General features: G+C 71.0%; 16 protein-coding genes. 4 read left to right on the plus strand and 12 right to left on the minus strand.

All coding sequences use genetic code 11. From position 1 onward, the window contains the following. Positions 1-4: 4 nt before the first annotated feature. Positions 5-472 carry a universal stress protein gene (locus tag AC6JA9_RS21055; protein ID WP_497960573.1) on the minus strand — a complete coding sequence of 156 codons (468 nt, stop codon included), beginning with the start codon at positions 470-472 and terminating at the stop codon, positions 5-7. Between the two features lie 161 nt (positions 473-633). Here AC6JA9_RS21055 and AC6JA9_RS21060 point away from each other — a divergent pair, with 161 nt between their 5' ends. Next, positions 634-1,497 (plus strand): SDR family NAD(P)-dependent oxidoreductase, encoded by an 864-nt coding sequence (locus AC6JA9_RS21060; protein WP_223748709.1) that lies wholly within the window; start codon positions 634-636, stop codon positions 1,495-1,497. 4 nt (positions 1,498-1,501) lie between these two features. Here the strand turns inward: AC6JA9_RS21060 and AC6JA9_RS21065 are convergent, their stop codons facing one another. The 7 genes from AC6JA9_RS21065 to truD form a co-directional block, all read right to left on the minus strand. After that, positions 1,502-2,296: a trypsin-like serine peptidase gene (locus AC6JA9_RS21065; RefSeq protein ID WP_223748708.1), complete on the minus strand. Its 795-nt coding sequence runs from the start codon at positions 2,294-2,296 to the stop codon at positions 1,502-1,504. Positions 2,297-2,645: 349 nt separating this feature from the next. Continuing rightward, complete coding sequence (locus tag AC6JA9_RS21070; protein ID WP_267696257.1) at positions 2,646-4,133, minus strand: FAD-dependent oxidoreductase; 1,488 nt, start codon at positions 4,131-4,133, stop codon at positions 2,646-2,648. Continuing rightward, a complete protein-coding gene (locus AC6JA9_RS21075) occupies positions 4,130-5,476 on the minus strand; it encodes a 2Fe-2S iron-sulfur cluster-binding protein (RefSeq protein WP_497960576.1) in 1,347 nt (448 codons plus the stop codon). Before AC6JA9_RS21075 ends, AC6JA9_RS21070 begins: the two co-directional genes overlap by 4 nt. A gap of 248 nt (positions 5,477-5,724) precedes the next feature. Continuing rightward, a complete protein-coding gene (locus tag AC6JA9_RS21080) occupies positions 5,725-7,197 on the minus strand; it encodes a DUF8173 domain-containing protein (RefSeq protein WP_223783230.1) in 1,473 nt (490 codons plus the stop codon). Positions 7,198-7,204: 7 nt separating this feature from the next. Then, positions 7,205-7,708 carry a hypothetical protein gene (locus AC6JA9_RS21085; RefSeq protein ID WP_223748704.1) on the minus strand — a complete coding sequence of 168 codons (504 nt, stop codon included), beginning with the start codon at positions 7,706-7,708 and terminating at the stop codon, positions 7,205-7,207. Further along, positions 7,705-8,274, minus strand: coding sequence for an RNA polymerase sigma factor (locus tag AC6JA9_RS21090; RefSeq protein WP_174816812.1), 570 nt, complete (start codon positions 8,272-8,274; stop codon positions 7,705-7,707). Before AC6JA9_RS21090 ends, AC6JA9_RS21085 begins: the two co-directional genes overlap by 4 nt. 122 nt (positions 8,275-8,396) lie before the next feature. Continuing rightward, on the minus strand, positions 8,397-10,046 hold the full coding sequence (gene truD, locus AC6JA9_RS21095) for a tRNA pseudouridine(13) synthase TruD (RefSeq protein ID WP_483577881.1): 1,650 nt from the start codon (positions 10,044-10,046) through the stop codon (positions 8,397-8,399). A 216-nt stretch (positions 10,047-10,262) separates the two neighbouring features. On the opposite strand from truD, the gene AC6JA9_RS21100 reads away from it, so the two are divergent. Next, the gene (locus AC6JA9_RS21100) at positions 10,263-11,921 is read left to right on the plus strand and encodes an adenylate/guanylate cyclase domain-containing protein (protein ID WP_267696254.1); all 1,659 of its coding nucleotides are present in this window, start codon (positions 10,263-10,265) and stop codon (positions 11,919-11,921) included. Next, positions 11,918-14,755, plus strand: a complete 2,838-nt coding sequence (locus AC6JA9_RS21105; protein ID WP_497960579.1) for a serine/threonine-protein kinase — start codon at positions 11,918-11,920, stop codon at positions 14,753-14,755. Before AC6JA9_RS21100 ends, AC6JA9_RS21105 begins: the two co-directional genes overlap by 4 nt. A gap of 51 nt (positions 14,756-14,806) precedes the next feature. Here AC6JA9_RS21105 and AC6JA9_RS21110 read toward each other — a convergent pair whose 3' ends face one another. Beyond that, positions 14,807-15,088, minus strand: coding sequence for a hypothetical protein (locus AC6JA9_RS21110; protein ID WP_408890461.1), 282 nt, complete (start codon positions 15,086-15,088; stop codon positions 14,807-14,809). A 319-nt stretch (positions 15,089-15,407) separates the two neighbouring features. Here AC6JA9_RS21110 and AC6JA9_RS21115 point away from each other — a divergent pair, with 319 nt between their 5' ends. Beyond that, positions 15,408-16,355, plus strand: coding sequence for a hypothetical protein (locus tag AC6JA9_RS21115; RefSeq protein WP_223783232.1), 948 nt, complete (start codon positions 15,408-15,410; stop codon positions 16,353-16,355). Between the two features lie 147 nt (positions 16,356-16,502). Here AC6JA9_RS21115 and AC6JA9_RS21120 read toward each other — a convergent pair whose 3' ends face one another. The 3 genes from AC6JA9_RS21120 to AC6JA9_RS21130 all read right to left on the minus strand — a co-directional run bounded on the left by AC6JA9_RS21120 (position 16,503) and on the right by AC6JA9_RS21130 (position 21,397). Next, positions 16,503-18,839, minus strand: a complete 2,337-nt coding sequence (locus tag AC6JA9_RS21120) for a hypothetical protein (protein WP_497960582.1) — start codon at positions 18,837-18,839, stop codon at positions 16,503-16,505. Positions 18,840-18,970: 131 nt separating this feature from the next. Continuing rightward, positions 18,971-20,548, minus strand: coding sequence for a sigma-54-dependent Fis family transcriptional regulator (locus AC6JA9_RS21125; protein WP_223748699.1), 1,578 nt, complete (start codon positions 20,546-20,548; stop codon positions 18,971-18,973). A gap of 15 nt (positions 20,549-20,563) precedes the next feature. Beyond that, on the minus strand, positions 20,564-21,397 hold the full coding sequence (locus AC6JA9_RS21130; RefSeq protein ID WP_497960584.1) for an MBL fold metallo-hydrolase: 834 nt from the start codon (positions 21,395-21,397) through the stop codon (positions 20,564-20,566). Positions 21,398-21,631: the final 234 nt, after the last annotated feature.

The raw sequence follows: 21,631 nt of genomic DNA on the forward strand, positions 1-21,631 counted from the left end.
ACGCCTACTTCTGGGTGTCCTGCGGGACGTGCAGCGTCAGCACGGGGCAGGGCGCGCGGGAGACCAGCTTCTGCGCCACGCTGCCCAGCAGCATGCGCGACAGCCCCCGGCGGCCGTGGGTGCCCATGATGATGAGGTCGAAGCCCTCCTTCTCCACCAGCTCCAGGATGGTGGAGGCCGCCTCGCCCACCACCACGCGGTGCTTGAGCGGGACGGAGGCCGGCTCCATCTGCTTGAGCAGCGTGGCCAGCTCCTTGCCCGCCGTGTCCAGGGCGACCTGCTCCAGCGAGAGCGGGTTCCATCCGGGGGCGGCGACGAGCAAGTCCGGCGCCACGTACTGAGGGGGCTCCCACGCGTGGAGGACCTCCACCGACGCGTTGAAGGGACGGGCGAGCTGGAGGGCGTAGTCGATGATGGAGCGAGAGCCCTCGCTCAGGTCGACGGGGACGAGAATTCGGGATGGCGCTGCCATGGTCGGCTCCTCGCTGAGGTGAAAGGCCCTCTCTTGGGGTGGGGCCGAACGTCCTCAGATGGAAGTTGCGTGCCAGCGCCTGCCCGCCCGTTCGCTACCGCGACGCGCAAAGCTTGCGGGGAGGCGAGCGCGGCCCGCGATTCGTGCGCAGGATGGCCCCCATGCGACCTCCCATTGATCAGGCCACGGTCCTCATCACCGGCGCGGCCGGGGGTATCGGCCGGGAGCTTGCCCGGCTGTTGTCCCGGCGCGTCCGCACGCTGGTCCTGGTGGACCGCGAGGTGGCGCGGCTGGAGCCGCTGCGTGAGGAGCTGCTCACGCGCTATCCCACCCTGGGCGTCCTCCTCCACGCCTGCGACGTGTGCGAGCCGCGCGAGGTCGACGCGATGGTGGCCTCGCTGGAGGCGCAGTTCGTCCGGGTGGACGTGCTGGTGAACACCGCCACGCTGGGCCTGCGGGGGCTCTACGCGGAGGCGCGCTGGGGAGGGCTGGAGGAGCTCCTGCGCTCGAACGTGTGGGTGCCCGCGCTGCTGACGCACCGGCTGCTCGCGCCCATGCTGGAGCGGGGGCGGGGCGGGGTGCTGAACATCGGCTCGGGCGCGGCGCAGCTCATGCTGCCCGGCTCCGCGATGTTCGCCGCCACGCAGCGCTTCCTCGACGGCTTCACCGAGTCGCTCCGGCTGGAGGTGGAGGGGCGCGGCGTGGTCATCACCCGCGTGGCTCCGGGACCGGTGGGGGACTCGGGCGCCGAGGAGGCGGGGCGCGCGCCCTTCTTCCAGATGTCGCTCGAGCGCTGCGCTCGCGCCGCGCTGGCGGCCTTCGAGCGGGGCGAGGCGCTGGTGTACCCGGGCTGGGGACACCGCTGGGTGATGCGGCTGTTGCCCCTCTTGCCACGAGGGCTCCAGCGGAGCCTGGGGCGGCTGGCGCTGCGCGGTGTCCGCCGCGAGGCCCTGGCCGCGCCCGACGCCCTGCCCGTGGGGCTCGCGTCGCCCGTGCTGCTGGCGCGCGAGCCCAATCCGGCGTGACGGCCTAGAGGCCGATCTCCGCCAGACGCGCCTTCACGCGGGTGGCCTTCACGCCGGTGTTTGCCGTGCCGCGGCCCTGCGAGTTGCCGCCCAGGCCGATGTGGTGCAGGCCCACCACCTGGTTGGAGCCCGTCGACAGCACCGGCGAGCCCGACGAGCCGCCCAGCGTGTCCGCGTCGTAGGACAGGTCCGTGGTGGAGTAGTTCGCGTTCTTCACCACGCCCGGCGACAGCTTCTTCGTCGGCGAGCAGCCCGACGACGTGTAGTAGTCGCAGTTCTGGTGCACCACGTAGATGCTCGCGTTGGTGGCGGCGTTGGCGCTGGCCACCGTCAGGTAGCCCTGCACGTTGCCGGGGAGCTGGCCGTTGGTCGCCGAGCAGCGCAGCGCCGTCATGTCGTCGGTGGACCACGTCCTGATGAACGTGGCGCAGGAGTACCAGACGCGGCTGGCCGAGGCGACGCCGTCGATGTAGTTGAAGGACACCCGGGCCCCCACGGCCTCGGACGCGCTGCCCACGCAGTGGTTGTTGGTGATGATGACATCCGGTGACACCAGCCACGCGGTGCAGCGGCTGCCCACCGCCGGGATGGACAGGTAGCCCACCGCCTTGGCCGCCGTGGCCTGCGCGCCCGTCAGCGTGGTGGAGCTCACCCAGTTCACCGAGCCGACGATGACGTTGGATTCCTGCGACTGCAGCGGCTCGTTCGCCTCCTGGTCCGGGACATCGGGGGACTGCTCGGTACCGCAGGCCGACAGGGCACCCATCACGAACAACGCACGCAGGCTCTTGGCGAACATCGGGTCTCCTCCACACGCGGGATTGCGCGCGGCGTGCCCAAGGCACTCTCCATGCCAGCGTTCCGCGCGGGACACTTCCACTCGACAGCCCTCCTCGCGCCGGGCCCCGGGTGGTGCGCGCGTGCTCCGCTCCGTCACCGGCGGTTGTAAAGCCCCTTCGCGTCGCCGCCGAGAGTCTTCATGATATTCACGATTTACAATTAATTCCGGAACTGTCCTGTAATGGGACGCTCCCGGCGTCGGGTGTCGTGGTCCCGGACAGCGACGGAAAAATCCACGGGCCGCGTTCCGCTCGCTCATTGAAGAGGGGGAACGCGGCCCGGGGGCGCGGTGAGCGGAGCGCGGGCGCCTAGCCGATGATCATATCCTCGCGCTCCAGCGTGCCCTCGGAGAAGCGGCGCAGGTTGAAGCGGGTGAAGAGCTCGTCGGACTCGCCGGTGCGCATCCACTTCGCCATCCGCTCGGCGACGGCGGGGGCCATCATGAAGCCGTGGCCGACGAAGCCGGACATCTGGAGCAGGTTGTCCAGGCCCGGGGTGCGCCCGAGGATGGGGTTGTTGTCCGGCGTCACGTCGTAGCAGCCGGCCCACTGGCGCAGCACCTTCACGTGGCCCACGTGGGGCAGCTGCTCCATGAGGGCCTGGGCGAAGCGGGACACGAAGCGCAGGGTGCTGCCCATGTTGAGCCCGGCGGGCTCCTTGGGGTCACCCATGCCGCCCACGATTTCGCCGCGCATGGACTGGCTGAAGTACAGGCCCGAGTCGAGCACGGACACGAGCGGCCCCAGGAAGGGCTTGAGGGGCTCGGTGCTGAGGATCTCGTGGCGGTGCGGCTCGTTGGGCAGCTGCACGCCGACGAGCTTCGCCACCTCGGGGCTCCACGCGCCGGAGGCGAGCACCACGGTGTCACAGGCGATGTCGCCGCGGTCCGTCTTCACCTTGCGGATCTGTCCGCCGCTGACGTCGAAGCCCGTCACCTCCGTGTACGTCTCCACGCGCACGCCCTTCTTGCGGCAGCCCTGCGCGTAACCCCACAGGAAGGGCCAGGGGAAGATGACGCCGTCCTCGGGGTTGAAGGACGCGGCCACGCAGCCCTTCATCGTGAGGCCCGGGACGATGTCGCGCGCGGCGTCCGGCGTGACGAGCCGGGTGGGCACGTCGAAGCGGTTGTGCAGCGCCACGTTGCGCTCCAGCCGCCTGGCCACCGCGTCGGTGCGCGCGAGGAACAGGTAGCCGCCCTGGCGCAGCCACACGTTGATGCCCATCTCCCGGGCGAAGCCCTTCATCAGGTCGATGGAGCGCTTGGCCAGCTCCACCAGCGCCGGGGTGCCCCACTGCATGCGCACGCCGCCGCCGTTGCGGCCGGACGCGCCCGCGCAGAGGTAGCCGCGCTCCAGCACCACCACGTCCGTCTCGCCCTCGCGCGCCAGGTTGTACGCGAGCGCCAGGCCCATGATGCCGCCGCCGATGATGACCACCTTGGCCTTGGCGGGCAGGGGCTCGGTGGGGCGCAGGCCCTTGGGGAAGGCATCCACCTCCTGGGGCACGCCGCCCACCGGGGGCTGCGACTCGTCCACCGGGGCGCTCGCGAGCAGCCGCAGCTCGGTGGGGTAGAGCGGAGGCCTGGGCGTGAAGGGCACCACCGCGTCGGCCTTGAGCGCCTTCTCCTGCTCCAGGAGCGCGGCCACGGCGGACAGGCAGCTCTTGCCCTGGCAGATGCCCGTGCCGAAGCCCGTGTAGCGCTTCACCGACTCCACGTCGCAGTAGCCCCGCGACACGGCGTGCCGCACGTCATCCGCGGTGACGTCCTCGCAGGAGCAGATCATCGACTTGCTCATGACAGTCCCTCCACCAGCGCCTGGGCCGCGCGGCGGCCCGCCTCGAACGCCTCCTTCGCGCTGCCTCCGCCCGTCACATCTCCGGCCACGAACACGTCCGCCGCGTCGGTGCGGCCCTCGGCGCTCGCCTCCACCCGGAACAGTCCGCGCGAGGCCTCGAAGGAGACCTTGGCGCCACCCTGCCGCGCCAGCTCGAAGCTGGGCGTCACCGGCACCGACACCAGCACCGCGTCACAGTCCACCTTGCGCCGTCCCCCCTGGCGCGGCGTGAAGCTGAACGCGCTCACGTGCCGGAGGCCGTGCGCCTTGGGCTCCGAGCCCTCCACCGTCGTCGGATGCGCTCCCGCGCCCGGCGCGCCCTTCAGGTCCACCACGACAGCGACCTTCACGCCGTGCTCCTCGAGCAGCCGCGCCAGCCCTTGCAGCTCCTGGCCCCAGCCCACCAGCGCCGCGCGCTCCGGCGCCACCGCGTGCCGACGCAACAGCAGGCTGGCCGCGCGGCCCGCGTAGACGCCGGGCAGGTCATTGTTCTCGAAGGGCACCATCGGCGGGTGTCCACCGGGCGTCAGCAGGAAGCGCTCCGCGTAGACCTTGAGCAGCCGCGCCTCGCCGTTCTCCCGGGCGCCCACCGCGAGGTAGCGGCCCTGCTCGTCGTCGTACAGGCCCAGCGCCGTGGCGCGGGTGACGACGCTGTCCCGCGCGAGCGTGGCCACGTCGTCGATGGCGGGCGCGTCCGCCTCCGGGGCGCCGTGCGCCAGCCGGCCACCCACGTGGTCCTCGCGCTCGAACATCAGGAAGGGGATGCCCCGTCCGGTCAGCTCCCTCGCGGCGGCGAGCCCGGCGGCGCCCGCGCCCACGACCGCGACGCGGGTGCGCAGCGTGCGAGACGGCGGGGGAGCGGGGGCTGCGTCCTTGGGCAGCAGGCCCAGGCCCGCCAACTGCCGGGCCACCTTGGCCATCACCGTCTCCGCGACGGGCACGCCGGCGAACATCTCGTGGTGGTCCAGGCCGTTGGGGAAGAACCAGTCGATGGTCTCGAACACGTCCACCTTCGCGGAGGGGTACGCGTTCTGCCGCTCCAGCTTCATGCCGTCGCGCGCGGGCGTGCGGCACGTGTAGACGTTGGGCAGCCCGTCCACGCGCATCAGGCACTGCGAGCACGCGGCGGCGAAGCAGTAGGGCCCGCGAGGGCGGTGGTACTTCACGGAACGGGCGAGCATGGGCTCGCCCGCGGCGACGAGGGAACATGCCACCGGCTCGCCCTCGATGGCGGGGATGCTCTCGCCCTCGAGGTCCACGGTGATGGCCCTGCCGCGCAACGAGGCATCTGGGAGACGTCGCATGGGTGCCGCGCAAAATGGCGTAACGCCCGCGGGTGGTCAAAGCCTGTCGGCGCATGACGCACCCCGGTCATGAGGCCCAGCCGACAGTCGAGGTGATGGCGCGCTGGAACTTCTCTAAGACTCCCGCAGAACGTCACCGGGGACCGCGACGGGCCGTCTCAGGCCTCGTGGCGATCCCCGGTGGGTGGAGCGGGCGGCCGTGCAGGCCGTGGTCCTTGACGCGCCGGGCAAATCCCGGCGCGGGTGCGTCAGAGCGGCTGCTCCCCGTGGGTGTGGATGGGCTCGGGGATGCCCATGCCGCGCGGCCGGTAGCCGAAGCGGGTCCGGATGACCGCGCCCAGGGCGATGAGCACCACCAGGCAGGAGACGATGGCGCCGAAGACGGGGATGGCGCCCACCACCAGCAACACCAGCAACCCCAGCGCGAGCACCACCGCCTGCGTCTTGCGTCCGCGCATCACCGGCAGCCGCGTGCCCAGCTCGCTCGCCACCGCCGCGAAGCCCAGGGCCGCCGCCAGGGGCGCCGCCATCCACAGCACCAGCGCCGCGGGGATGCCGATGATGGTGATGGCCAGCACCACCGTGAGCGGAATCATCGCCACCACCCCGAGCAGGCCCGTCAGGCCGCTCTGCACCGGCCGCGCGCGGATCTCATCCCCCAGCTGCTTCATCCGCGAGGGGAAGAACATCTGGCCCAGGAAGCCCAGCCCGAAGAGCACCGCGAACGTGAGGATGAACCCGGCGAGCCCGCCCCCGTCGTCGTCGTCGCGGTTGCGCCGCCGCTCCTCGCCCTCGTCGCTGGACTCCTGGAGGCCCTTGTTGAGCTCCTTCGCGACGACGCGGCCGATGTTGGCCCCGCCGAAGGTGTTGATGCTGCCCTCCACGTTCGCGCCGTCCTCGCGGTCCACGTTGCCGCCGAAGGAGGACACGTCGCCCTCCACGGAGGCGCCGGGCTTGAGGACCACGTTGCCGCCGAAGGCGTGCGCGTCACCCTCCACGTGGCCGTGGACGATGAGGTTGCCGCCGAAGGCCACCGCGTCCTTCTCCACGTTGCCCTTCACCACCAGGTTGCCGCCGTACACCACGGCGCTCTCCACCGTCTGTCCCTCCTTCACCTCCAGGGACTGACCGCGCGCCACCACGTTGCGGGCCCCCGAGCGGCGCGAGCGCTTGAGCTCGTCGCGGGTGCGGTGCATCTGCTCGCGGATCTGCTCGCGCACCTCGCGCATCGTCTCCGCGTCCGTGGCGGAGTCCTCTTCGTGCTCGGAGCCATCGGAGGCGACCGCGGGCGCCGCCGGAGCGGGTGGCGCGGGCGGGGCCACGGGCGCGGGGACCGCCTGGGGCGCGGGCGCCGGCTCGGCGAGCCCCTGGGCCGCGGCCTCCTTCTCCGAGGGCGTCATGGGGCGCAGGGTGATGATGGAGCCGTCCTGCTCCATGCGCAGCGAGTAGGCGCGGGACACGGTGCGCAGGGCCTGGTCGGCGGAGATGCCGCGCAGGTGGACCTCGGCGGGGACGTCCAGGTCGCCGGTGACGACCAGGTTGAGGCCGCCCTTGTCGGCGATGGTCTTCAGCGCGTCGCGCAGGCTGCCTCGGAAGGAGACGTCGATGCTCTTCGCGGCGGGTGCGGACTCGGCGGCGCGGGCGGCGGGCGCGGACTCGGCGAGCGCGAGGGGGGCGCCCAGGAGCAACGCGGGGATGAGGAATCGGGAGGAGATCTTCATGGGTCGCTCAGGCTTCGGAGGGGGTGGGGGCGCTGCCCGCGAGCCGCTTGAGACCGGCCAGCGACGTCAGGAGGAGGAACGCGAGGAATGCGGCCACGGCCAGGCCCTCGGTCGACCACAACGCGCGGGCGCCGCTCAGCACGCCCTCGGCCAGGAAGCGCCCCTCCACGAGGAAGGACGCCACGCCCGTGCCCAGCCGGCCGAGCGCCTGGTCGTTCATCACCAGGTAGCCCAGCCCACCGAGCAACGAGGTCAGCAGGATGGCGAGCCCGGACCAGACCTCGCGACGCTGAGGTACGGGCTCCGCCGCCACGCGTGCCATGACGCTGGCGACCAGGGTCGGCGGCGGGAGGGGATCCGCCAGCCGGTACAGGTCGTTCTCCATCAGCCGGTGCTCTTCGAGGACCCCCGCGCAGGCGTCACACTCGGCGGCGTGGTCCAGCGCGGGGCCTTCACCTTCCTCCAGCTCGGCGAAGAGGACCTCGAGGTCGGGGCAGGGGTGCGCGCTCATCGGGGGGCCTCCTCCGTGCTCATCTTCTTGCGAAGCTTCTCTCGGGCCCTGAAGAGCCGGGCCATGATGGTGCCAGGGGCGCACCCGAGGATCTGGGCGATCTCCTTCGTCGTGCGCTTCTGGACGTAGTAGAGCGCGAGGACTTCACGATCATCGACGGAGAGCGTGGCCATGGCCTCCTCCAGCGACTGGCGCTCCTCGCGGGCGATGGCGCCCTCCTCCTGGGAGGCCTCGTTGCTGGGGAGCACCTCCTTCATGGGCTCCAGCTCCTCGGTGCGCACCTTGGTGCGGCGGCGGAGCAGGTCCAGGCAGAGGTTGCGGGTGATGGCCAGCACCCAGAGGTCGAACGGGCGCGAGTCGTCGTACCGGTGCAGGTTCTGGTACGCGCGCAGGAGCGCCTCCTGGGACACCTCCGCGGCCTCGGCCTCGCTCTGCAGCAGCCGGAGCGCCAGGCCGTAGACCTGGCGCTGGACGCTGCGCACCAGGGACTCGAAGGCGGACGGATCTCCACGGCGGGCCGCCTGCACGTCGGCCTTCCAGGGGAGGGGGACGGCGTCGTCAGCCATCAGCATCCCGATGGCGTGGGCGAGGGTCCCGGGAGCGTCGTCGAGGGCAAGAGCGTTCACACCTGGGTCTACGGTGTGCGCGCTCCCCCATTGCGTCCAGGTGTTTCATCGCCGTTGCAGACTTATTTCTTCCGTGATTTCGAGCGCTTGGCTTCGGTCTCCGCCCGGGCGACCTCGCGGGCGGCCTTGCGCTGGCGCTGTTTTTCACGGAAGCCGAGCGGGGCGGCGGGCTCCTGCCTGGGCTTGGGCTCCGCCTGCTGGGCGAGCGAGCGGCCCCGGGTGGGCGTCTCGGAGACCTCGGCCGTGCTCTTGCGTCCGGGACGGGCGGGGGCCTCGACCTCGGAGGTGGTGCGCCGACCGGGCCGGCTGGGGGCCTCGCCGCGCGCGGGCGCACGGCGGTCCGAGGCGCGCGGACGCTCCTCGTCGAAGGTGGTCTCGGCGCGGCGGCCGGCGGCGCCACGGGCGGCGGGGGCCCGGCGGCCGGTGCCCCGCTCCTCACGGACGGGAGGGCCGCGGCGGCTGGAGGGGGCACCCTCGGCCTGCTCCTGCTCGACGAGGTGCGCGCGCTGGGAGGCGCGGATCTCCTCCGCGGTGTCCTCGGCGTACTCGAAGTGGAACAGGCGCTTGACGACGAGCGTGGCGTACGCGCCCGGCGGCAGGGTGAAGGCGACGTTGACCTTGATGTTGCCCCGGTTGAGCTCGTCGGGCTGCGTGCGACCGATGACCAGCTTGTGCGGGAAGGAGAGGACCGGGCGCTCCTCGTGCTTGAAGAAGAGCATGCGCTCGGCCCCGGGGATGACCAGGTCCGACAGCTTGAGCTTCTCGCGGCCGAGCACCCAGCGCACGGCGTCCTCGACCTTCGGATCCGTGAAGGTGCTGTTGGGCGCGAGCAGGGGGAAGGTGGCGTCGCGCAGCACGCGCAGCGTCTGCGGATCCGCATCCTTGTGGAACAGGAGCGAGCCGGCCTGGTAGCGCATGGGGAACAGCGACTCACGCGGCAACAGCAGTTGCAGGTAGCGCCGCACGCCCTCGTTCCAGAGGTAGCTCTGGTAGGTGAACAGCTGCATCGCGCGGTAGTCCGCGTCGATCTGCAGGAAGGCGCGGGTGAAGTTCTTGGGCTCCTCGCGCAGCGAGCGCAGGACGCGGTGGTACTTCTTGGTGCCCTCGAAGGGGACGCGCGCGTCCCAGTGGCCCCAGTTGTCGCGCCAGAAGGCCTTCACCTTGGCGTCCTCGGAGCGGTCCAGCTCCGACGGCTTGGCCAGGTAGTTGTGGAGCGCCGCCTCGAAGTCGCCCCGGATGAGGTCCTTGGCGATGAAGCCCTGCCCGTGCTTGAGCGAGCCGAAGCGCTGGCTGTCGAAGTAGTTGATGACGCCCAGGCGGTTCACCTCGGCGGCCGCCACGTTGAGGGGGCCCAGGGACGACTCCTCCAGGGCCCTCACCGTCACGGAGAAGCGGTTGGACGTGATGTTCGCCGAGGACAGGGCCTTGTTCGTCCGGCCCAGGTACTTCAGGCGGAGGTCCGGCTCCTGCATGTCCACGTCGGCGCCGTCCACGGCGATGAGCTGCTCGGTGCGGCCCTGCTTGTCCTTCAGGCCGCAATAGCTGATGGAGCCCGGCTTGAGACCGAACGCGTCCCGCAGGCGTGCCACGGCGTCGAACGTGGACAGCTTCTGCTTGTCCATCAGGTAGACGCGGAAACGCCCGGAGGCGACTTCATCGAAGCGGTAGGATTCCTTGACGCTGAAGTCTTCGGGCTTCTGTTTGATTCGCACGGGCCCCCCTTACCAGTGTGGGCCCTGGGAGAGAAGCGGGGCGGAGGACGGGGGGCCCAGGGGGAGGGGGGTGGACGGAGCTGACGCGCCGTCCCAGGAGCGGGACCCTGACCGGCCGTGCAGCCCTCCGGAGGGGGCCCTGGTCGGCCTGCGCCACCAGACGTTCCCCGCTTCCCAGGCGGCTCTGGTAGTGTCCGGGCCGGTGAGGATTCGCGCGTGAGCCAGGTTCCCGCCCCATTCGCTCCGAAATCCGGGCAACAGCTCCGAGGCCCCCGGCTGACCGGGCGCTTCGCGGACGGCACTCTGGGGGAGTTCCCCCTGGGGCCGTTGACGTCGCTCGGCCGTCATCCGTCCAACACGCTGCGCCTGGTGGACCGCGAGGTTTCCAAGGAGCACGCGACCATCGAGAAGGTGGGCAAGGACTTCGTCCTCAAGGACCTGGGGTCCTCGAACGGGACGTTCGTCAACGGCAAGCGGGTGAAGGAGCTGCGGCTGAAGGACGGGGACGAGATTGCCCTGGGCTCCTCGCGGCTCATCTTCCACAGCGGCGAGCAGCCGGTGGTCCCCGCGCCCGCGGCGCCCGGCGTGACGGTGGTGGCGCAGTCGGTGTCCATGCCCGCGTTCCTGGCGCAGATGGACCAGGTGCCGCAGAACTTCCGTCCGGTGGACCAGATGACGGACGGCGAGGCGCTGCGCCGCGACTACGAGAAGCTGCGCATCGCCCACGAGTTCCACCGGCAGGTGAGCACGCAGGGCAGCCAGACGGGCCTGTTCGAGCAGATCCTCAAGGTGGCCTTCCAGCTGCTCGCGGCGGACCACGGCGTCATCCTGAAGGTGGCCGGGGACGGGGAGTTCATCCCGGCGGCGGTGCACCACCGCACGGGCAAGCCGGTCAACGTCATGCTGTCCGACACGGTGCTCAAGCGCGTGGTGGAGACGGGCAAGGCGGTGCTGACGGCGGACGCCATCATCGACGAGCGCTTCTCCGCGGCGGAGAGCATCGTGGCGCAGGGCATCCGTTCGGCCATGGCGGTGCCGCTGATGGTGAACTCCAAGATTCAAGCGGTGCTCTTCCTGGACAGCCGCCAGCAGATCAACGCCTTCTCGGAGAAGGACCTGAACATCCTCTCCGGCATCGCCTCGCAGGCGAGCATCGCGCTGGAGAACGCGGCGTTGGGCGAGCAGATCCGCGCGGAGGCGGTGACGCGCGCGGAGCTGAGCCGCTTCCTGTCCAAGGCGGTGGCGGACGCGGTGATCTCCGGTGAGACGGAGGACCTGCGGCAGAGCCGGCTGGCGGAGGTGAGTTGCCTGTTCGCGGACATCCGCGGCTTCACCACCATCTCCGAGAACGAGTCGCCGCAGGAAGTGGTGTCGATGCTCAACACGTTCTTCACGGCGATGGCGGACGTGGTGTTCCGCTACGAGGGGAACCTGGACAAGTTCATCGGCGACTGTGTGATGGCGGTGTGGGGTCCGCCGCTGTCGCATCCGGACGACGCGGCGCGGGCGGTGCGGGCGGCGCTGGAGATGCAGGAGGCGGTGGATCAGATCAACCGCAACCGCGTGGCGGCCGGCAAGGCGCCCATCGAGGTGGGCATCGGCATCAACACGGGCCAGGCGGTCGTCGGCTACATGGGCAGCGCGGAGCGGCACGAGTTCACGGCCATCGGCGACACGGTGAACACGGCCTCGCGGTTGTGTGGCATGGCCAAGAGCGGCGAGGTGCTCGCGTCGGAGTCGACGGTGCGCAGGTCCGGCGCGGGCTTCGACGTGGAGGAGCTGCCGGCGCTGCAGGTCAAGGGCAAGGAGAAGGCCGTCCCCACCTACCGCGTCCATGGCGTGGAACATACGACCGCCGCCTCCCCGCGCCGATGACGACGACCCAGGAGTGTCCCAACTGCGGGACCCAACATGACACCCGGGTCTATGTCAGCGGGCAGAAGCTGACGTGCCGTTGCGGCATCCGCTTCGAGGTGCGTCGTCAGGACGTAGGCGGTGTGAAGCCGGTGGGGGCGGGCAACTCGAACATCACGTTCGCGCCGCACCGGGCGCAGCCGTTGAACGAGCACACGCGCGACACGGTGGTCCCGGGGCTGGGGGGGGAGGAGCGCGCGTCGCGCAGCCCCAGCTATGCGAACGGCGGAGCGCTGCGGGATGCGTCCGCGGGGTCGAGCGGAATCGATTGGAGTGAGGAGCGGGAGCCCGGCTCGTCGAGGGTCGGCGCGGCTCCGAGTGGAATCGCGAGGGCGGGTGCCTCGTGGGTGGGTGGGACGTCCGCGGCCGGCGTGACGTCGGGCTCCGAGGCGCGAGCGCGCCTGGGCGCCGCTGTGAGCGCGGGTGGTGACGCCGCGTCAGTGGGCCCGGTGGCGCGCGTGGACGCGTCTTCGGGTGTGGCCGACATGAGAGACGTGGAAGCGGCGGGGGACGCGGCGCGCGACAGTGGTGTGGAGGTGTCCTTCGGGGACACGGACGTGCCCGGCCTGCGGGTGACGGGGACCGCCATCGATTCCTCACCGGGCGGCGTCGCGCTGCCGGGCGTGCGCGTGGGCGGCGAGGCTCCGGTGGCCTCGGGGCTTGCCGGAGGCGAGGCCTCCGTCCGTGGCGGCGTGTCGCCAGGCGCGCCGTTCGGAGTGGCAGTGCCAGGGGTGGGCGCAGCGGGTGATGCGCTGGCGCGCGTCGCCGCGTCTCCGAACGCTGCGGGGGGCGATGCTCCCGGGCATGGCGGGGCATCTCCGGGCGCACCGTTCGGCGTGCCCCTGCCGGGCGTTCGCGCGGGCGAGGTGCCCGTGCAGAGCGCTTCGGGCGGAGGAGAGGGTCCGGGTAACGGTCGGCAGGGCGTCCCTCAGTCCTCGAACGAGTCGGGCGGCGTTGGCCCGAGTGGCGTGGCGCTGCCCTCCTCGACGCCGGGGATGGATGTGCCCGTGGACGCGACGGTGGTGCGCTCGACGCGGCCGACGGGGCGGGGCGACGCCGACTCCGACCTGGACATCCACTCGGTGGAGACGTTCGTGGCGGCGGCGCGGGTGACGCTGCCGGGCTTCGAGCTGAAGGAGCTGCTGGGCCGCGGCGGCATGGGCGAGGTGTGGCTCGCGCGCCAGACGTCGCTGGGTCGCACGGTGGCGGTGAAGCTGCTCCCGCCGAAGCTGGCGAAGGACCCGGAGTTCGTGGCGCGGTTCGAGAAGGAGGCCACGGCGCTGGCCGCCCTCAACCACCCGAACATCGTGCAGATCATCGACCGGGGCGTGGCCGGCGAGCACTACTACTTCGTGATGGAGTTCGTGGAGGGCCGCTCGCTGCGCGAGGCCATCTCCACCGGCTCGCTGACGCCGCAGCAGGGCCTGAAGCTGATGCTCCAGGCGGCGCGCGCCATCGAGTGCGCGCACGACAAGGACATCATCCACCGCGACCTCAAGCCGGAGAACATCCTGCTGGACGGGCGCGGCAACGTGAAGGTGGCGGACTTCGGTCTCGCCGGCATCCGTCAGTCCGAGGCCCGGCTGCAGCTCACCGCGACGGCGGTGGCCATGGGCACGCTCAACTACATGGCGCCCGAGCAGCGGCGCGACGCGAAGAGCGTGGACGGCCGCGCGGACCTGTTCTCGTTGGGCGTGGTCCTCTACGAGCTGCTCACCGGGGAGCTTCCCCTGGGGCGCTTCAAGCTGCCGTCCAAGCGGGTGCCGGGCCTGGACCCGCGCGTGGACCACATCATCGACCGGCTGCTGGAGACGGACCCCGAGGCGCGCTACGCGAAGGCCACGGAGCTGTGCGAGGCGCTGGAGCTGCTGGTGGCCTCGACGTCCGCGCCCAACCAGACGACCCGGCCGACGCATCAACTGGAGGGGCGTCGCAAGTCGACGAGTCAGATCACCCGCAAGCTGCGGACCGGGTGGCGACGGGTGCGTGCAGGCCTGTCGGTGGTGGGTGGACTCGCGGTGCTGGGGCTCGGCGCGCGATGGGTCAACGGGCGGATGCCCGAGAAGCCGAACCCGCCGAACACGTACGCGGAGGCCTTCTCCACGGCGACCCTGGTCGAGGCGGCGACGCCGGATGGCGAGGCGCGCTTCGAGGTGTCCTTCGACGACAAGGGCCCCGAGGAGCTCAATCTCCACAGCGGCCTGTGGAAGGTCGAAGGCGGACAGCTCCGCGCATGGCAGGGGGGGCAGGATGCCGGTGGCCGGCGACTGGTGCCTCGCGCCTATGTGGCGACGCGCTACTTCGCGGCGGACCACTTCGACGCCTCGGTGATGATGGACGTGAAGCCGCTCGGGGACGAGTACCGTCCGGACGAGCCGGACTCACAGCACTACGGCGAGCTGTCCTTCCGCATCCGGGACCTCCAGGTGTCGGCCTTCGCGATTCCGGAGGTCGGCATGCGCCTGGCGTGGCGCTACTTCGCCGAGGACGGACAGGAGATCGTCGGCAACAGCGCGCAGGACACGGACGGGCTCGTCGAGGACGAGATGCCGCTGCCCGACCGGGGGCCCTACCAGGTGCGCCTGAAGCTCAGCCGCGTGAAGGGCGGCGTGCTCGCGGAAGGGTTCCTCGGACGGCAGCGCTTCGCCCGCAAGCTGCTGCCCGGCCTGGAGAACCGCGTCGCCAAGGTGGCGGTGGGATGCCGCAACCTCGCTTGCACCTTCGATGACTTGAAGGTGAAGGGACAGCTTCGCGAGCAGCCGCTGCGCCGGGCCTCCGCGGGCCAGGAGCAGTAGTGGGTTCAGCGGCCTGAGGCGACTCGGGGGGGAAGGCGCCGTCGCTACCACTCACCCGGACAGCTTGTCCGAGAGCAGCCGAAGCATCGCGGCGACACGCTCGAAATCGACGGACGAGGCTCGCTCCGGCTGGGTTCGCAGCTTGTTCAACTCGACGAGGTCATCGTCGAGCGAACCCACCGTCAACTGCGGCTGCTTCGTCATGTCCACCCATTCCGGGCTCGGTACGTTCCAGTAGTAGTCGCGCTCCCCGGTATCGACCTCTTCGATTCCTCGCGAACGTGCGAGTGCGAGAAGTTGCGAGATGCATTGTTCCAGCGCTTCGAGGGTCACTGGCCGCCTCCGGGCAACTCCATGGCCGTCTGAAGCGCACTCTCTTGCTTCCTGAGCTGTTTCTCCAGCACCTGCGCGCCGAAGCGGGCTGGGCTCACGACTTGTCGGCGCCTGTCGTGGAATCCTCACGTACTCAACACTTCCCTCGCACGACCCGGCCGGACTCCGTCCGACCGAGGGCGGTTCACGCGGCACCTGTCAGGCGCGGGACGGGGTGAGACTCCGGGCGACCTTGCGCGAGCCTGTCCGGCGTACCACCTTCCCTCGGTATCCGGGGTCTGGCGTGGAGCGGGCCCTGTTCGTGCGGCCGGGGGACAGGATGGAATTCTGGCGCGCCGTGCTGGCGCCCATCTATGCGGCGCTCCTGGCGGGGCTGGTGGTGGCCGTGCTGACCGTGGGACGGCGGGGGCCGGACTCGCGAGTCCCCCGGCTGCCGCTGGTCTGGTTCGGCATGCTGGCCTTCGGCGGCTTCCTGCTCGTCTCCGGGCTGGGCAACGTGGCCTTCGTGGTGTGGTCGTCCGAGTCGTTCGGCAGGTCGGTGGGCATCGCGCTGCTGGTGGCGGCGGCCCTGCTCGCGGTGCGGGGCACTCGGGTCCGTTCGGGCTCGGAGCTGCTGCGCGACTCGGCGCCGAAGAGCCTGGATGACGCCGTGGCGGAACTGCGCGCCGGGGCCTCCACGAGCTGGGGTGTCTTCCAGGGCACGCTCGATGCGCAGGAGGAGCTGACATCGCCAGGGGGCGTGGGCTGCGCGTTCTACGAAGCGGAGCTGCGCGAGGTCGCCTCGGATGGGCGCAAGGGGACGCTGCTGTCTCGTGAGCGCGCCTATTCCCCGACGCTGACGTTGCGCGGCGCGCGCATCCGGGCTCGAGTGCGCTTCTCGCCCGCGTCGTTGATGGCGCCCGTGCGGCCCCGCCGCTGCAGGACGGTCTGTCTGCCGACGCCCTCCGCGTGGCTCGAGGAGCGGCCGGTGACGCCGGAGGGCGCCTCGGTGCCCGAGGCTCGCCAGCTGACGGACGAGCCCTGGGCCTTGTCCTGGGAGCGCGTGGGGACCGCGGGCGAGACGTGCTTCGTGGTGGGGGAGCTCCGACGGGGCTCGAGCGAGGGCTCCTACGAGCTGTGCGGTCGCGGCGGCGGACCCGCCCTGGTCGTCCTGGGTCCGGAGGCGCAGGACACGCGAGGTACGCTGGCTCGCCGCGCCTGGACGCACTTCACGGCGGCCGGGGTGATGTCCGTGGCCGCCGCGCTGATGCTGTCGCGCACGCTGTAAGCTCCGCGCCCTGACGACGAACGGGGCTCACGAACCGTGGCCGCCGCGTGGATGCGGCAGCGCATGCTTTGAGCCCCGCGCCCTGACGTCGGCGATGAACAGGGCTCACGAACCGTGGCCGCCGCGCGGACGCGACAAGCGCCCTGCCTACGTTGACGACGACGGGCCCCACGCGGTGGAGAACACGAGCTGCTCCTGGCTGCTCGCGATCCGCACGGTGAACGTGCGCTCGATGCCGCCGAGCCCGCGAGGAGTCGCCTTCGCGACCTCGGCGAGCAGTGCCCCCGCGGCGCGCAGGTGGAACCCCGTGTTCCACATCCCCTCCAACTCACCGTGCACCGCGCGCAGCTCCTCGCCGCTCCGCCGCTCGTCGATGGAGCGACGCAGCCGCACGAGGCCCTCCACGAACCGGCGGCACTTGCCCAGCGTCCCGCTGTTCGCCTGTGTCACCTCCGCGAAGGTGAACCTGCCGCCGATACCGCTCCACGTCTTCTCGCGCAGCAGCAGGTCCGAGGCGAGCTGCTTCACCGTCGCGTCGCGCTCGATGAACCACTGGGCGATCTGCGCGGCGCGGGTGGGGGAGAGGTCTCCGGACAGGAAGCTGCCCTTGTCGAGCACCTCGTTCAGATACGACTCCCAGATGGGCCCATAGACCAGCTTGCGGAACTCCGGGGACACGCGCGCCGTCTGCTCGCTCCAAGGCATGGCCCGGGCGAGCGCGCGGGAGAACAGCTTGACGTCGAAGCCCTGCAGTCTCGGCAAGAGCTCGCGCAGCATGTCGTCCGACACCTTGAGCTCCAGCTGCGTCTCCACGTCCGACCTGCCCACGTGCGCGTCGAGCTTCGTCAGCACCGTGGCGGCGTCGTTCGCGTCCAGCACGCCCCACACGACGGCGTCGTCCACCGCCTCGCGCAGCTCCTGCTTCGACAGCTTCTTCTTCTGGCCCCACAGCAGCATGTGCAGGCCCAGGCGGAAGTCCGGCGCCGTCGGGGCCAGGGTGAACGTCTCCATGTCCGCGCGGAAGTCCACCACCCACCGGCCACGGTGGCCCAGGAACGAGTCCTCGTACGCGCGCTGCCCGAGGAACGCCTGCCGCCGTGCGCCCTGGAGGTTCTCCTGGTTCACCCAGGTCTGCTTCCGCGTGGAGCGCGCCTTGAGCACCTCGAAGCTGCCCAGGCCGAGCGTGAAGCCCACCGTCGACTGGAGCGTGGCGGAGGAGGTGTTCAGGTAGTTGCGCAGCGTGTAGCTCCCCGCGTTCGCGGGCTCACGCAGCCACGCGAGCAGGTCCACCAGGCTGCCGCGCAGCAGCGAGCCGTGGAAGCGCAGCGCGGTGGCCTCGTCCAGCTCCACCTCCAGCAGCGTGGACGACTCGGACACGCGCAGGTACTCGTACTGGAAGGACGCCGCCACGCGCGCCTTCACCAACGTGTCGAGCGCGCTCGACACCTTCTGCTTGAGCTGCGCCCACTCCTGCTTCAGGTGGTCGAGGACGACCAGCTGCGGGTCCAGCCCCAGCCGCTCCAGGATGCCGCGAAGCTGGGCCTGCTCCTCGGCGCTGAGCACCTTGTCGAGGGCCTTGTCGACCAGCTCCTCCACCTTCGCCTCGGCCTGCCCGGTGATGGCCGTGAGCACCTCGCCGAGCCGCTTGCGCACCGCCTCCGCGTCGGCCAGCTCCACCTGGAGGTTGAGCCCCGCACCCAGCGTGGCCTCGCGCGACTTCGCCTTGCGCACGGCCAACTGGATGCGGCTCGCGGCGGGGCGGGAGAAGACGAGCTGGTAGTCGTCCGTGAGCGACACGCGCGCGCCCACCTTCGCGTCGAGCGCCGTCTTCAGCTCGATGAGCTCGCTGGTCCGCACGAAGGACAGGTTCGCCAGGTTCGTGGTGAACAGGTCCGCCCAGTTCAGCTCGAGCCCCGCCTCCAGCGTCCCGCGCACCTGCCACGCCACCGCGTCACCCGGGCCCAGCTTGGTCAGGTCCGTGGACAACACCAGCAGCCGTGGATGCGACAGGTCCTCCTTCGCCGCCTCGCGCATGTTCCGCGTCAGCGGGTGCGCACGGTAGTCGCTGAGCGTGGCGAACACCTCGCTCTTGCCCTGTCCGGACACGAACGGCAGCGAGCCGGTGGACCCCGCGGACTTGATGCGCGCCGTGGCCTGGTAGCGCATCCAGCCGGTCTCTCCTCCCAGCAGCAGCTGGGGCCGGGAGCCGTCGGAGGCCGGCGCGTTGGCGGCGGTGGGCTCGCCCACCACGCCGTTCTCGTCCACGTCACCGGGCGAGTTGAAGTTGCGCACCGTGGCCTCCACGGCCCCGTCGAATGACAGCGTGAAGTCCGCGAGGCTCAGCTTGGGCGGCAGGATGTTGTCCCGCGTGAGGCCCTCCTGCGCGAGCGTCACCCGGATGTCCTGGTCCTGCAGCTTCACGTCCGGAAGCTTCTCGGCCAGCGCCGGCGGAAGTTGGGCGAGCAGCGACTCGATGACCTTCATGGGCTTCCCCTCGGACGGAATGGATGGCCGCTCCAGCATGCTCCAGGTTCTACCGGGAGGCACGTGCTGTCGGTTCCAAGGGGTAATTCTGGACTGACGCGGAAGGCCGCCTGCCCACCGGGGCGCGGCGCTCACGCCTCGTCGGCGAGGCCGTACTCCTTGAGCTTGCGGGCGAGCGTGTTGCGGCCGATCTCCAGCACCTTCGCGGCGGCGGTGCGGTTGCCCTTCACGGCGTCCAGGACGCGCAGGATGTGCAGGCGCTCCACCTCGGCCAGGGACTTCAGGCCCGGCTCGGACGCGGCGGGCGCCAGGGTGCGCACGGGCTCCGCGGGCGTGCTCCCGGGGATGCGGTCCAGGTCCGGCAGGGGCAGGTGCTCCTCGAGGATCTCCCCCTCGCACAGCACCACGGCGCTCTCGATGCAGTTCTCCAGCTCGCGCACGTTGCCCGGCCAACGGTAGCGCTTGAGCCGCTCCAGCGCGGCGGGGCTGAGGCGCGGCGTCACCAGGCGATGTCTCCGCGCGGCGGTGGCGACGAAGTGGCGGGCCAGCCGCTCGATGTCCTCGGCGCCGCGCTCGCGCAGCGGGGGCAGCACCACCTCCACGACCTTGATGCGGTAGTAGAGGTCCTCGCGGAAGCGGCCCTCGGCCACCATGCGCGCCAGGTCCCGATGCGTGGCCGCGACGATGCGCACGTCCACCTTGATGGCCTGCGTGCCGCCCACGCGCTCGAACTCGCGGTCCTGCAGGACACGCAGCAGCTTGCCCTGCACGGGCAGGGGCAGCTCGCCAATCTCGTCGATGAACACGGTGCCGTTGTCGGCCGCCTCGAACTTGCCGGGCATCCGGTGGTCCGCGCCGGTGAAGGCGCCCTTCTCGTGTCCGAACAGCTCGTTCTCGATGAGCGTGGCGGGCAGGGCGGCGCAGTCGACCTTGATGAACGGCTTGTCGCGGCGCGGGCCGTTGACGTGCACGGCGCGCGCGAAGAGCTCCTTGCCGCTGCCGCTCTCTCCGCGCAGCAGCACGGTGGCGTCGGTGGGCGCGGCCTTGCGCACCAGCCGGTAGATGCTCTGCAGCTGCGGGGACTCGCCGATGATGCGGTTGAAGAAGTAGCCCACCGGCGCCTGGGGCTGGTCCTTGGCGCGCTGCAGCTCCTGGTAGAGGCTGGTGCTCTGCAGGGCGGAGCTCACCTGCGACGCGATGGCGTCCAGCCGCTCGGTGTCCTCATGCGTGAAGCGGTCCGCGCCCCGGCGGTTGAGCACCTGGAGCACGCCGTACAGCGCGCCGTCCACGTCGCGCAGCGGCACCGCGAGCAGGCTGGTGGTGCGGTAGCCCGTCATCCGGTCGATGTCCGCGAAGAAGCGCTGCTCGCCGCGCGGGTCCGGCACGTTGATGGGCTGGCCCTGCTGGGCCACGGTGCCGGCGACCCCCTGGCCCAGCTTCACGCGAATCTGGGACACCTCCGGCAGGTGCGCCGCGCGGCTGAACAGCTCGCGCCGTGCGGGGTCCAACAACCACAGCGTGCCCCGGTCCGCCTGCATGGTGGCGGCGATGCGGTCCATCAACGTCTGGAGGAAGGCGTCGAGGTCCACCTCACGGCCCACCAGCGCCCCGAAGGGGAGGAGGACCTGGGTGACATCCGGGGCGGGGGGCATGGTGGGCAGGGGCGGGAGGATGAAGGCCGAAGCGTCACCATAGCATCCGTGTGGCATCGTCCGGCCCACCTCTCAGGCCGCGCGGCCCAGCACCAGTCGTTGGCCCTCGCGCGCCGGCTCGCACACCGGGAACAGCGTCCGCGCCTGCTCGGCCATGTCCTCCAGCACCTCGTCCGAGTGCGCCGGGTCATGGTGGAACAGGCACAGCCGCCGCGCGCCCACCGTCTTCGCCACGCCCGCCGCGTCCATCATCGTCGAGTGGCCCCAGCCCCTCTTCGAAATGCCCTTCTTCCCGTCGTACTCGTCGGGCGTGTACTGCGCGTCCAGACACAGCACGTCCGCGCCCTCGAACAGGCGCGCCACCTCCGGCGACAGGTCCTCCAGGCGCAGCTCCACGTCCGTGGCGTAGATGAACGAGTGCCCGTCCGCCTCCACGCGGTACGCCAGGCACCCCTGCGGGTGCGGCACGTCGATGGGCGTCACCTTGAACGGGCCCACCTCCACCGTCCTCGCGTGCAGCGCGGACAGGAAGTCCATCTTCGAGCGCATGGTGCTCAGCGGCACCGGGAAGTGCGGCGGCTGCATCTGCGCCGCCAGCTCCGACTGGAGCGCCTGCGCGCCATTGGCGCCGGGTCCGTACATCGTCAGCCGCGACGTGGGCAGGTACGCCGGGGTGAAGAAGGGGAAGCCCTGCACGTGGTCCCAGTGCAGGTGCGAGAAGAACATCGTCACGTCGTGCGGAATCGGCTCGCGCATCATCGACTCGCCCAGCGCGCGCAGGCCCGTGCCCGCGTCGAGGATCAGCCGGTGGCCCTGGCTCGTCACCTCCACGCAGGCCGTGTTGCCGCCGATGCGTGAGCCAGAAACCGCGATGCTGCCGCGAACGCCGTAGAACCGGATATCCATGATGTGCCTCCTCAAGCTGGCGGGCCTCCTCGGGAGGACGCCCTGATGCCCCGTGCTTCAGCACGTGGGATGCCATGGCCAAGTGGCTGGAATTATTGGCGAGAGGTCTGACATTCCGGGACGCTGCACCATTCTGGAGCGCCCCCGGATGGTGCGGCCGTACCATTCCGGAGCGTCCGGAATTCATGGGTGTTCTGGGAGGTGCCGGGGCGTCGGAGGGGCTCGCCGGGAGGC

Source organism: Myxococcus sp. MH1, assembly GCF_059738865.1.